General features: G+C 66.3%; 13 protein-coding genes. 7 read left to right on the top strand and 6 right to left on the bottom strand.

Annotated features, from left to right (window positions below):
* Nucleotides 1-209 precede the first annotated feature (209 nt).
* Together U1703_RS02140 and U1703_RS02135 are read left to right on the top strand one after the other, a co-directional pair.
* Nucleotides 210-389, top strand: a complete 180-nt coding sequence (locus U1703_RS02140) for a hypothetical protein (RefSeq protein WP_320450836.1) — start codon at nucleotides 210-212, stop codon at nucleotides 387-389.
* Nucleotides 390-477: 88 nt separating this feature from the next.
* Nucleotides 478-699, top strand: a complete 222-nt coding sequence (locus U1703_RS02135; protein ID WP_332784395.1) for a hypothetical protein — start codon at nucleotides 478-480, stop codon at nucleotides 697-699.
* 273 nt (nucleotides 700-972) lie between these two features.
* Here U1703_RS02135 and U1703_RS02130 read toward each other — a convergent pair whose 3' ends face one another.
* On the bottom strand, nucleotides 973-2,097 hold the full coding sequence (locus U1703_RS02130; protein WP_332784394.1) for an extracellular catalytic domain type 1 short-chain-length polyhydroxyalkanoate depolymerase: 1,125 nt from the start codon (nucleotides 2,095-2,097) through the stop codon (nucleotides 973-975).
* A gap of 232 nt (nucleotides 2,098-2,329) precedes the next feature.
* Here U1703_RS02130 and U1703_RS02125 point away from each other — a divergent pair, with 232 nt between their 5' ends.
* Entirely contained in the window at nucleotides 2,330-2,479 is a 150-nt protein-coding gene (locus tag U1703_RS02125; protein WP_332784393.1) for a hypothetical protein, read from the top strand.
* A 161-nt stretch (nucleotides 2,480-2,640) separates the two neighbouring features.
* Here U1703_RS02125 and U1703_RS02120 read toward each other — a convergent pair whose 3' ends face one another.
* The 3 genes from U1703_RS02120 to U1703_RS02110 all read right to left on the bottom strand — a co-directional run bounded on the left by U1703_RS02120 (nucleotide 2,641) and on the right by U1703_RS02110 (nucleotide 3,838).
* A complete protein-coding gene (locus tag U1703_RS02120) occupies nucleotides 2,641-2,907 on the bottom strand; it encodes a hypothetical protein (RefSeq protein WP_332784392.1) in 267 nt (88 codons plus the stop codon).
* 39 nt (nucleotides 2,908-2,946) lie between these two features.
* Nucleotides 2,947-3,075: a hypothetical protein gene (locus U1703_RS02115; protein WP_332784391.1), complete on the bottom strand. Its 129-nt coding sequence runs from the start codon at nucleotides 3,073-3,075 to the stop codon at nucleotides 2,947-2,949.
* 475 nt (nucleotides 3,076-3,550) lie between these two features.
* The gene (locus U1703_RS02110; RefSeq protein ID WP_332784390.1) at nucleotides 3,551-3,838 is read right to left on the bottom strand and encodes a hypothetical protein; all 288 of its coding nucleotides are present in this window, start codon (nucleotides 3,836-3,838) and stop codon (nucleotides 3,551-3,553) included.
* A gap of 13 nt (nucleotides 3,839-3,851) precedes the next feature.
* On the opposite strand from U1703_RS02110, the gene U1703_RS02105 reads away from it, so the two are divergent.
* Nucleotides 3,852-4,286, top strand: coding sequence for a hypothetical protein (locus U1703_RS02105; RefSeq protein ID WP_332784389.1), 435 nt, complete (start codon nucleotides 3,852-3,854; stop codon nucleotides 4,284-4,286).
* Nucleotides 4,287-4,296: 10 nt separating this feature from the next.
* Here U1703_RS02105 and U1703_RS02100 read toward each other — a convergent pair whose 3' ends face one another.
* Together U1703_RS02100 and U1703_RS02095 are read right to left on the bottom strand one after the other, a co-directional pair.
* Nucleotides 4,297-5,178: a retropepsin-like aspartic protease gene (locus tag U1703_RS02100; RefSeq protein ID WP_332784388.1), complete on the bottom strand. Its 882-nt coding sequence runs from the start codon at nucleotides 5,176-5,178 to the stop codon at nucleotides 4,297-4,299.
* 39 nt (nucleotides 5,179-5,217) lie between these two features.
* Nucleotides 5,218-7,884 (bottom strand): M16 family metallopeptidase, encoded by a 2,667-nt coding sequence (locus U1703_RS02095; RefSeq protein ID WP_332784387.1) that lies wholly within the window; start codon nucleotides 7,882-7,884, stop codon nucleotides 5,218-5,220.
* 276 nt (nucleotides 7,885-8,160) lie between these two features.
* Between U1703_RS02095 and U1703_RS02090 the strand changes: the two genes are divergently transcribed.
* From U1703_RS02090 to U1703_RS02080, 3 genes are read left to right on the top strand one after another with little or no spacing between them, the layout of a single operon-like run.
* Entirely contained in the window at nucleotides 8,161-9,606 is a 1,446-nt protein-coding gene (locus U1703_RS02090; protein ID WP_332784386.1) for a hypothetical protein, read from the top strand.
* On the top strand, nucleotides 9,603-10,514 hold the full coding sequence (locus U1703_RS02085; protein ID WP_332784385.1) for a DUF58 domain-containing protein: 912 nt from the start codon (nucleotides 9,603-9,605) through the stop codon (nucleotides 10,512-10,514). The genes U1703_RS02090 and U1703_RS02085 overlap by 4 nt, the downstream gene beginning before the upstream one ends.
* Nucleotides 10,511-12,103, top strand: a complete 1,593-nt coding sequence (locus U1703_RS02080) for a hypothetical protein (RefSeq protein WP_332784384.1) — start codon at nucleotides 10,511-10,513, stop codon at nucleotides 12,101-12,103. The genes U1703_RS02085 and U1703_RS02080 overlap by 4 nt, the downstream gene beginning before the upstream one ends.
* Nucleotides 12,104-12,110 lie beyond the last annotated feature (7 nt).

Genomic DNA, 12,110 nt, shown 5'->3' with positions numbered 1-12,110 from the left:
TTGCGCCTCGCTCAACTCGTACCGCCCGATCCCCATTATCCACTCCGCGCCACAACATGGATGATTATGAATCACCGGTCAGGGCGTTTGGGAATCCTGAATGTCGATCCGACCTAGTGCATGACGCGACGTTTGCATGGTGTCATGTCGTAACATTGGCTCGTCATCGAGCGAAGTTGTGCATGTGCACCAAATAGGGGTGCGCGGTCATGAGCAGGGAAGACGACGCAAGCTATTATGAGCGACGCGCCGAGCAACAACTCGAGATTGCGCGTGCCGCCGTTGATCCGGCCGTAAAGACGATTCATCTGGATCTGGCGTCACGTTACGCGACGTTGCGCGAAATCTGCGCTCATGCGCAAACGCCGGCGATACCCGAAAAGATGTAAGCGGCATCGTTCGCCTGTCGATATTCGGATCGGCGTGGGTCCTTAGGTCGGGCCGATCGTTCCAGACGGTAGCCCCAAGGAGAATAGCATGACGAATGGTCAGAGAGGCCCGGCGGGTGGCCCAGCCACGGATGCGGGCGGCAAGGCCGATCGTGAGGGGGCATCGCCTCGTTCCGATCAAGGCAAGAATGCCGAGATGCTCGAAAACGATGACGAGAATGGCGGCAGCGAGGACGACGCCAGCACCGAGAAGAATGGTGACGACAGCCATCTTCACGACGATCAGAAATCGCGGACGTTGAAGAACTGATTCATCGTTCTCGCGGCGATCGCTACAGGACGGCCGCGTCCTGATCGATGCGGCGGACCGTGACATCGACCGTCATGCCAGCGGCATCTTCGGCGGTGCCGATATAGCCGCCGGTCACGGGTATGATCTGCGCATTGAAGCGGCCGGTCGCGACAGGACACGGAGTTCATACGTATCGCGCGGTGTCCGCATCAGCCAATGCGGCTAAAGATGTACCGCCCGGCCGTATATATATAACGGGTCTGGTGCCGGATGTGGAACTGCATGGTCGGACTAGCGGATCAGTCCGGCGGTACGCAGCGCGTCCTCGATCACTTGTCCGACCGCGCCGCCCGGTGAAGGCCAACGCTCCGCGCCCGTGGGCACACCCGGCCTGTTCGGTGCCTTCGGGGTCGCGGGCGGGCTGGCGGCGATATGGTGGATGTCGGCCTCTTCGCCTGCTGGGATCAGCCCCCAGAAGCGGCAGATATGCCGCGTGGACGAGATATGGGCCTCGAGCATGAAGGCCGTGGCCGTGCCGCAGCCATCGGCACCCCTGGTGTCGAGCGGCGTGCCATGCCCCATGCCGGTAATGCTGAATTCCTCGATGACGTCGCGTCCATCGGCATTGCGCCAGATCCGCCGGGGATAGCCATCCACCGCTTCCACCCTGTCGGGTTCGGCCCCGACACCGTGCAGCGAGCGCCACTGCGCGATGATCGCCTCGGCATTGCTGGGGTTCACCGTCGTGTCGCCGCTACCCTGCCAGATCGAAAGGGTAGGCCATGGCCCGTCATGACCGGAAGCGTTGCGAACCAGCGCGGCCAGTTCGCCCTGGGTCGGAAGACCGCGTCCGCGCATTCGGTCGAACGCTTCGGGAATGGTGGTCGCGCAACCAAAGGGCAATCCGGCAATGATTGCGCCCCCGGCGAATATCTCAGGGTAGGTGGCCAGCATGATCGACGCCATCGCGCCGCCCGCCGAGAGCCCGGTCACGAAGATGCGCGAGGGGTCCATCGGATGTGCGGCGGCAACCGACGCGATCATCTCACGGATCGAAAGCGCCTCGCCCGATCCCCGGCGGCTGTCGTCGGGATTGAACCAGTTGAAGCACAGATTGGGATTGTTCGCCCGCTGCTGCTCGGGAAAGAGCAGTGCAAAGCCGTGCCGATCCGCCATCTGCGACCAGCCCGAGCCCGTGTCATAGCCGCTGGCGGTCTGGGTACAGCCATGAAGGACGACGACCAGTGCCGCATCGGCGGCAAGCGATGCCGGGCGATAGACATGGCCGACCAGATTGCCGGGGTTGGTCCCGAACTGCTGGAGCGTGGTCCACTGGCCATTTCCCGCAAATCGATCCGCTTGGTCGATATGGCGCATAGCGACTGGGGGGATCATGAGATGGGGCAGCTTCGGCATCGGCAGCATCCTTGACGTGGGTCTGCACAGACATGGTCTCCACCATTTTGCTGCACTGCACAATATATGATGGTGATGCGCCGGATTGCAAGACACGCCGATGCCGGCAAGTCACTCGATCGGGTGGATATTCCGCGTGGACGCGGACAAAGTGACCGATGCAGGTTAGCCTGTCCGGCCGGACGGAGCCGATCCTGTGGCTGTGCCGTTGATCCTTCATAGGAGAGACGCGATGCCCGATACGCCAGACAAGAGCCCGAACCCGAACGGACAACCCCAAGAAGGCGCGGACGCCGATGACGTCGCGAAGGATGATCCGCACAAGACCAAGAAGCTGACCAAGGCGGGACGGAGCATGGACCCCGACGAGGGCTCGGACTGACGCTCGACCGGGGCGATCCGGTGCGGCACCTAGGATGAAAGGCAGGCTCGCTCGATCATCCCCGATCCATGTGCCTGCGCAGCCCGATCGATGCGACCCACGCACGTTTCCGGTCGGGGTTGGTCACATATCTGACCGACTGGCCCGACCGGCTGGCGGCCTCATCCGGCGTCGGCACGGGCACGGTCGGGATTCTCGGCAAGATCGCCCCACTCGGCGGAGGTCGGTTCGTCGCCTTGCGGCTGTCCTTCCGCAAATTGGCGCGTGCGCAATTTGCGGTCCTCGCGCATTCCGGCGGCTACCCCCTCCTTGGCCCAGGCGGCGGCGGCCGCGTTGGCGACGACCCGGATATTGTCGAGCGTGGCGGCTCGCGAGATGGCCAGATGATGTTCTTCGCGTGCGCGACACAGGATCAGCGATGGCTGCATGAGACCGGCCTTTCTTAGGTAGAGAAATAGGGCAGGGCGTCAGCCCTTCTTTGGTGGCGGAGCCTGGGGCGTGCCCTTCAGCGAAGGATTGGACGCATTCTGCTTGGGCGGTTCCTCCTTCTTCGCCTTGCGTACTTCGCGATTGCCGCGCTGTTGTCCCTTGGCCATGTCATGATCCTTGTAAAACGGGGGGCAATCCGGCCCCCGGGGCGGCGGTCAGCGCCGGATCGACGCGGAATGAGGGTGAGAGGTAAGATCGGCGGTAGCGCCGTCCGTCAGAAGCGGCGGGTCGCCCCGCCTGAGGATCGCGGCTATCATCGTAGAGTTGCGCATCCGAGCCGCTTCATCATGGCCGCGACATCGTCGATGCTTCGGTCCACGGCGGTCGCGATCGCGTCAGGGGCTTGGCCGTCTGCCAGGCGACTGCGAAGGTCCGTGATGCACGTCTGTTTCCAACGTCGATGCGCGTTCATCCCGGTCTCCATGAGTCGATGGGCTGCCCGATCCGAACGAGGCGGAGGCGGAGGCGGCAGCGGAACAGGCGTCATATCTCGCTGCCAGTTCTCCATGCGCGAACGCGCTGGCCGGATCGGGCGCGGCGGCCTGGGCAGCGCGGCAGTCGGCGGCGCGAGAGGCGTAATATTCAGCCTTTGAGGGGAAGGGCATTTGCTGGCGCTCCTTCGCTTGCGGCACGGTCATATTCCGTCGATGTGGCTGGGCCCCCATCGTCCTCCCACCTGTTGATGTCGTCCAACGGCGCGGGCCTGAACTGGAGGGCAATGGGGATGCGGTGGGGAAAGGAGCTGTCGATCAACAGTTGACCATAAGCGGTCGCCAACCCCTGGTGCGCAATCCGGGCTGGCGCGGACGCCGCCACCGAAGCCCTGTGAAGGGAAACCTGCTCACGGCTGAGAATGTAATTGATGTCCATATGCGCTATCCCGATGAGCGGGAGCGACAGGGCTCTCAGTCGCGCGGCGCTCAGGCAGTTGCGCGATAATCTCTATGTGGGGACGCGACGGCGGATTTACCACCTGTCTATTGATGGCGCGATCCTTTCGATGGAATGGATGGCGGCCGTATGGGACGGGTACGTCACGGGAGCGCAGCGTCCAGGCGCTCCGTCGGATCAGCAATACGGCGTCAAACGCTTCCATTACGAAAGCCGCGACGAGATGCGAACGCACCTCGCCAACTTCATGACGCCTTATGATTATGCCTACGCGGCCAAGGCGTCGAGCGGTTTCATGCCCTACGGATGCATCGCAAAAATCCGGATGTCAGAGCCGGATCGGTTCATCGTCGACGCGATCCATCAAATGCCGCGACTGTACACAAGCCAACATGCACGGCGAAAGTGCATATCCGAAACTGAATAATTGTCGGGTCTTACCTTTTGGCAGGTAGCTTGATCTGCAGCTGTGCGAGCGGAAAATCGACGGCGTATCCGGGGAAAAGATTCAACAGATCATTGCCCAGGATTATCGAAGGCTTGGTGTCATCGTCGTTCGAAATGGCGATCGGCACGTTCGAAAGCCCGATTCCGCCTATCGACAATTTGCCGATCCGCGCGATCCGAATCTTCTGCCTCTCGGCCGAGGTGCCGCGGATTTCCCCGCCGTCGCTCAGACGCGGATCGCTATCGCTCCAGCCGAGCAGGCGGAACGCGGCGGTGTTGATGATCGTGACCGCCGCTCCGGTGTCGATCAGTGCCGGGATGCGGACACCATCCAGCGTCAAGGGGATTTGGACGAAGCCCTCGCCGGTCCTGACGCCCGCGATCGTCGCAAAGCCGGGTCCGGCCGGAGCAGAAGGTTCGGCGGCGATACGGTTCGTGCTGCGATCGATCAGTAGCTTGCGTTGGGTGAAGAACTCCATGCCGATGATGCCGCGTGCATCGGTCACGCCGCCATTGGTCAGTTCGACCATCGCGACATAGCGCGCATCGAGCAGCGGGTTGGTCATGCGGTCGACGGGATAGAGCCGGGCCTGTTCGCTGCCTGTCGCGCCGTTCACGCCGATGCCGCCGTTCAACGGCTTGAGCGCCAGTTCCGTCGCGAGGGTCCGGCTCAGCAGGCTGGTCTGCGCCGCCGTGTCGACCACCATGGGGAAGGGGCCTTTGCCATTGATCTGTACCGTCATGACCGGCCGCCCGCGCGTATCATGCAATAGCGATGCCTGGGCCGGAGCCATCGCGGTGACGGAAGGCTGCGGCGAGGCTGGGGCGGTGGGATTGGCCTGGGCCAGGGCGATGGCGGCGAGAAGAAGCATGGGCGGGTCCTGACGAACGATAAGGGGGGAAGGAGCGGATCAGCGCAGCTTGCGGCCACGAACATCCCACACCTCGACGGGGGCAAGGCCCAGTGCGCGGATTTGGGGTTCGATGGTCCGCAGGTCGCCGATCACGACCCAGGTCAGCGCATCTGGGCGCACAAGACGGCGCGCGCTGTCCTGCACCTCGCCGAGCGTTACCGCGTTCAAACGCTGGGCCAGCGTGTTCGGGCGATCATAGGGCAAATTGTAGCTGCCCGATGTTTCCAGCGAGTCCAGAAACGCCTCGTTGCGCGAGTAGCGCAGCGTGGCGGCGCGGATCATCATATTGCGCTGGGCATCCAACTCCGCCTGGGTCGGCGGGCGGGTCGCGGCGAAATCGGAAAATTCGCGGCGCAGCTCGGCCAGGCTGTCGGCGGTGCGGTCCGCCTGCACGGTGCCGCGCGCGACGAACAGGCGGTCGCCGCTCGGGGCATCCTGTATCTCGCCGCCGAAGCCATAACTCCAGCCCTTGTCTTGTCGCAGATTGGCGTTGAGCCGCCCCGAGCCGATATTCGCAAGCGTGGCGGCGGTAATGGTCTCGATCGCCGAGCGATCCTTGTCGAAGGGCGGGATGAGGGTGCCGACGGCGATGCTGCTCTGCGGCGCGCCGGGGGCGTCTACCAGGATCAGGCGGGGGCCTTTGGCGTCGGTCGGTGCGACCGGGGCAGGGAGGGAAGGGTGCGTCGCCGGGCCGGTCCAAGTTCCGAAATACCGCTCGGCCAGGGCCTTGGCCCGGTCGGGCGTAACATCGCCGACGACGTAGAGCGTTGCATCCCCGGGCACGATGTGATGGGCTTGGTAATCGACCAGTCGCTGACGCGAAATCGTATCGGCATCCTGCGTCGTCGGGACGTGGCCGCGTGGATCGCGATCACCCCAGATCGCCCGGTTGAGCAGCGGCATCGCGGCCGCGAACGGATTGCGGCCCTCCGCCCCCCGTGCGCTCAGCGTCGTCGCACGCGCCTCCTCGACGGCGGCCGGGGGATAGGCCGGATGCCGGACCAGATCGGCGACGAGCGCGAAGGAGTCGTCCAGCCGGTTGTTCGCGACGCTCCAACGAACCCCGCTGTTCCACGGGCCTGCCTGGGCCCCCAGCTGAATGCCGAGTTGCGACAGACGCTGTTCGACGGGCTCGCCCGCTCGCGTCTTGGCGCCTGCGCCCAGCAGGTGAAAGGCATTGGTGACGATGTCCGCCGCGATGCCCGGATCGCTTTGCGTGCCGGTGGCGAATTGCAGGCCCAGGTCGACGGTCGCGGTTCCGGGCCGCCTGGCGACCACCAGCTTCAGGCCATTGGCCAGCGTCATGGTGGTGACGGGGGGGAAGGCGATCTCGCTCTTGAACGGGCCGGGGGCGGGCATATGGCTGCGGTCGACATCCGCGCTGCCCGCATGCCGGTCCGGCACCGGCATCGTGATCATCTCGTAATAGGGACGGGTCAGCCATTTCGCGGCGACCGCGCGAACCTCGTCGGGCCGGGCGTCGTTGATCCATGCGCGCTGCTTGAGGAAGTACGCCGGATCGCCATGCGCGACTTCGCCTTCGCCCAGCCGATTTCCGACCGCGGCGTTATCGTCGAGCGAGCGGAGCAGCGAGGCGTCGGTGGCGGCAATGATGCTCTGCAATCGCGATGGCGGCGGCCCCTTGGTCGCGTAATCCGCCAGGGCGGCGTCGAGCGCGCGGCTCGCCACCTCGGGCGAGACGCCGGGGCGTACGCCGATCGAGAGGTTCAGGACGCTGCCCAATGCGCTTTCGTTGACGGTCGCAGTCACCCCCGTCGCGACCTTCGCATCCGTGACCAGGGCGCGGACCAGCGGTGCATCCTTCGGCCCGGCCATGGCGCGCGCGGCCAGCAACAGCAATGTCGTGTCGCGCGGCGAGGTGTTCGGGATGGGCCAGCTCCGCGAGATGCTGGTCTGCGCGAAGTCGCCGTAAAGGCGGTCACGCCGCGTCTCGGTCAGGGACGGGGTCCATTGCAACGGGCGGCTGATCGGTGTGCCGGGGCGGATCGCGCCGAAATAGCGGGTGATCTTTTCGCGTGCCGTGGCGGCGTCGATATCGCCCGACAGCACCAGCACGGCATTGCCCGCGCCGTAATGGTCCTGGAACCAGTGCTTCACATCGTCCAGCGTCGCGCCCTCGATATCCTCGGTCGAACCGATCGTGGGGTGGGCATAGGGGTGACCGGCGGGATAGAAGGCGGTCAGGAAGTGACGCCACGCCATCTCCTCCGGGCGCAATTCCCCCTGCCGCTTCTCGTTCAGCACGACACGCCGCTGCTCGTCGAGCAGGGCCTGGGTTATACCCCCGTCCAGATAACCCATGCGATCGGACTCCAGCCAAAGGACGGAGTCGAGCGCGTTGGTCGGCACCGTCTCGAAATAGACGGTGTCGTCGGTGCGGGTCATGCCGTTGGCGCGCACCGCTCCAATGGCATTCAGCGCGGCCATATATTCCTGTGGTCGATGCGCCGTGCTCTGGAACATCAGATGCTCGAACAGATGCGCAAAGCCGGTCTTGCCCGGCGGCTCGTCGCGCGATCCGGTCTTGTACCACAGGCCGACAAAGACCGACGGGCTGCTATGATCGGTATGGACCAGCGCGGTCAGGCCGTTGGGCAGGGTGAAGCGCTCGAACGCCACATCGGCGACTTGCGGCGCGGGCATGGGCTGCTTCGTCTGGGACCAGGCGGGAACGGACAGGCAGGCTGCCGTACCGGCCAGGCAGAGAGGCCATAAAGCGCGTTTGGCGGATTTCACGTCGACGTTCCCATCATGCCCATGGCGATCGCCGACAGGAACCATGACTTGCTTGCATCAGCCTTGCAGATGAAACGCGCATTGGTATCCCGCGATCGGAGGGAAAGGCTAAGGGGGCAAGGTTGGTGCAAGCCAGCCGCCATAAATCCTTGCAGATGCCCTGAATTGGGGGCGGGGGCGCAGATGGACGATCGATCGGACGAGCTGCTCCATCAGCGGCTCGACAGGCTGGAGGAGAAGGGGCGCGCGACGCTGGCTGGCGCTGCGTGCACGGCGGCCTGGCGTGCCGGGATCGATCTGGCCATGCGGACCGCGATCGTGGTGCCGGTACTGACACTCGTCATGGCGATGATGCGGCCGGTCGCCGTGTTGCCCGCGATCATATTCGCGATCGTCGTGCCGCTGGTCGTTCTGCTGGTGGCCGTCGCCGTGCGCATGGCGCGTTTCCAGGTGGAGCGTCGCGCGGCGCTGGCCTTGGTGGATCAGTCGCTGGCGTTGAAGGACCGGGCGGTCATCGCTGCGGAATTCCTGGCGGACGATCGGCGGGATGGCTTCCGCCGCGCCGCCCTGCAAGAAGCGATGCCCTGGCTGGACCGGGCCGCGTCGACGCCGGTCCATGCGGAGGCCCGCGCCGTCGAGCAGGGCTGGCGGCGTTGGGTCATACCGGCGCTCGCCCTTGTCATTCTCGTTGTGGCGTTGACCATTCGGCCGTCTTCGCCCGTGCCGTCCGGCGTTGCGGAGCCCTCCGCCTTGCAGAGGATTGGCGCGGCCCTGGGTCTTCGCGCCGATGGCCCGGAAGTCCAAGCTGATCGAAACGGGCAGGATGCGGAGGGCCACGGCCGGGATGCGTCATCCGCAATGGCCGCCGGGGGCGTCGCAGGCGGGTCACGGATGGGGGCGGCCGGGGCGGCGGCCATGACCAAGGCGGGTGCCAGCCCCGGCGGATCGGCCACGCCCCTCGGGCAGTCGCAAAGCGGTGGAAACGGGGCATCCGCATCGTCGGGCAATGGCGGGGCCGATAGCCCCGGTGCCGCGGGGCGCTCAGCCGATGCGGATCACGCAGGGCAGTCGGGTAAGACGGCCGAGGGTCAGCGTAGCGGTGAACCGAAGATGGCCGGTGATAGCCAGGCCACGGCACCAGAAAACCGTGCGACGCCACCGCAAGGCAATCAAAGCGGCGCCGGCGCCAGCGTGTCCACACCCAGTGGCGCGCCGCCCGCTCCCCGCAATCCAGGGGGGAGCCAGGACCAGCAGCGTTCGGGTTCGCGCAACCGCCAGCAATCGGGCCAGCAGTCGCAAGGTTCGGGCAGTTCCGGGCGTGCCAACAACAATGGGCAACAGGGTTCCAATCGCGGTGACGGTCAGGAGGGGGCCAAGCGTGCTCGCGGCTCGTCGTCGTTGATGCTGGCGGTGCCGATGGAGGATCGGGTGATCGGAACGGTCAACGCCGGTGCGGTGAGCAGCACGACCCGAAACGCCCCTCCACGCGCCATGGCATCGGGCACTGTCGCCGCCCAGGCACGTGGAGCCGGGCAGGGGCCGGGTGCTGCACTGCCCGAGCGGACGCGTAGCGTGCAGGAGGACCGACTCCTCGAACGCTATTTTGCCCGGACGGGAGTCGATCGGTGATCCTGTCCAGCGCCCCCGGCTTCGACGAGCTGTTCGATCCTGTCTTTCTGGAGCGGGTCAATGCGCTGACCCTGCGGATCGCGGCGGCGCAAAAGGGCGGCCGCCTGGCCGATCAGCGGACGTCCGCGCGCGGGCAGGGATCGGACTTCGCCGACTTCAAGCCCTATGTGCCGGGCGACGATCTGCGTGCGATCGACTGGAACATCTATCGGCGGCTGGGCAAGGCGTTCGTCCGGGTGTTCGAGGAACGGCAGGACCTGCCGGTCTATATCCTGCTCGACGTATCGCGCAGCATGTTCGTCGAAAGCCCGCCCCGTATCGGCCCGGCGATGCGCACCGTCCTGGCGCTGGCCGCCGTTACGCTGGGGCAGCAGGACGCGGTCAGCCTGATGACGGTCAGCGACGACATGGGCACGGCAATGCGGAATGTGTCCGGCAAGGGCGGCATTGCGCGCGTCGCACAGACGCTTGCCGCCCAGCTGGCCGTGGGGCGCAGCGCGCTGGCCGGTGCGATCGCCAAGCTGGCCGCTATGCGATTGCGTCGCGGACTGGTGATCCTGGTGTCCGACTACTTCGACGATGACGGCATCGACGGGGTTCTGACCGCACTGGAAACGCTGCCCCATCGACTGCTCCTGGTGCAGATGACCCGCGCGTCGGATGCGGACCCCATGCTGCTGCCCGATCTGGACGGTGATGTGGTGATCGAGGATGGCGAGCATGAGGGTGCCGGGTTGACCGTGACGCCCGAACTGATCGCGCGCTATCGTGCGGCGTATCGGGATTTCGCGGACGGCCTTGACGGCTTCGCGCGGCGGCGGGGCGCGACGCTGGTCCGCCTGGATGCGGATCGCGACGTGCTCGACCAGTTGATGCCGGTCCTGACGGCAGGGAGCATCCTGCCATGAGCTTTACCCAGTTCGGCTGGCCGGTGACGCTGGGTGGGATGGTCGCGCTGGCGGGCATCGTCTTCCTGCTGCAACGGCTGCGTGCCCGGCGTCGGGTGCTGCGCCTGCCGACCGCCGGTCTTTGGGCGCAGGCATTGCGCGACACGCCGGTTCGGGTGCTGGGAGGGCGGTTCCGTTATTGGCTGGCCTATCTGCTGATCCTGGCGATCGCGCTGTTGCTATGGATCGCGGCGGCGCACCCGCAAGCGGCGTCGGTGGTGAGCGGTGGCGGGTTGCAGCGCTTCTATCTCGACAATTCGGCACTGATGACCGGCAGTGGCGACCTGGCAGCGGCGAAGCGCGCGTTGCTGGCCGATGTGCGCGCGACACCGGCGGATCGGCGCGAGGTGATCCTGGGCGATGCGGTCGGCACGCGGCTGCTGGCACCGGGGGAGAGCGCGTCCTTGCTGTCGCAAAGGCTGGACATGGTGTCGGCCGAGATGCGGCCGTCGCACTTTGCGGCATGGATGGCACAGGCCGATGCAGGAACGGTGCGCTATTACGGCGCATGGGGCGCGGCGCGACCTGCCGGGCGGTTGGCGGGGCTTCGCTATGGCTATCTGGCCGATCCCGTGCCGGGCAATCGCGGCATCGTGGCGCTGGGCGTCACCCCGGCGGCGTCGGGACAGGTCGGCAAGGCGGATCTGCTGGTCACGGTCGCGGCCGCGCATAAGCCATCGCCCGGCGCGGCCGATCTGCGCTGGACGACGGGTGGGCGCGGCTTCGCGCCTTCGCGGGTCGAGCCCCTGGGCGGCGGCCGCTTCCTGGCCCGCGATATCGACGCGACCGGCCAGGTCGTCGGCGTGGCGCTGACACAAGGCGACGGCTTTGCGGCGGATGACGGGGCCGCGATCGAGGTGGTCGATCGCCGTCCGATCAAGCTCGCCTTGCTGGGGGGCACGCCGCCCGCCATTCGCGAAGCGGTGGCGGCGGATCCTTCCATGCTGCTGGTCACGGCGGCGCAAGCGCAGGTCGTGGTGGGGGATGCGCGGGCGGTTCAGGCCGCCGGGCGGCCAGCCCTCGTCCTGTCCGATGCGGCGGCGCAGGCGTTCACCTTCGCGGGGTCGGGCGAGGCCGAACGCGGCGCGGTCGCGTTGCGTCTGGACGATCTTGGCTTGGCTGGGCTCGACGCCGGGGCGCTGGCCGATGCGCTCCACCGCCCGGTCGGAGTGGACATCCACGATTCCCGTCGGCGCCAGATTACGGCATGGCGCGCGATCTTCGCGCCCGGCTCGCCCTTCGTCCAAAGCCCCGCCATGCCGATTTTCGTCAGTCGCAGCCTCCACTGGCTTGCACAGCGGCAGGATTGGCAGTCCGTAGCCCAGGACGGCGTAGATCCGCTGGCGGCACCTGCGGCCAAGCGCGATCAGCCGGTGTCGCTGACCGATCGTGCCACCACGCTGGCCGCCGCCGACACCAGTCCGCGCCCGGCGGTGGAGCATAGCGGCGGAGCGTGGCCGTCGGACCTGCCCTTTCTGCTGTTGCTGTTCGCGGCTGGCACCCTGCTGGGCGTAGAGTGGTGGCTGGTGCAGCGGCGCGTGATTCCCTGAGGGCCGG

Source organism: Sphingomonas flavida (assembly GCF_036663655.1).
GTDB lineage: Bacteria > Pseudomonadota > Alphaproteobacteria > Sphingomonadales > Sphingomonadaceae > Sphingomonas.
Note: the sequence above shows the minus strand (reverse complement) of the source record. Positions and strands in the feature narration are given on the sequence as shown.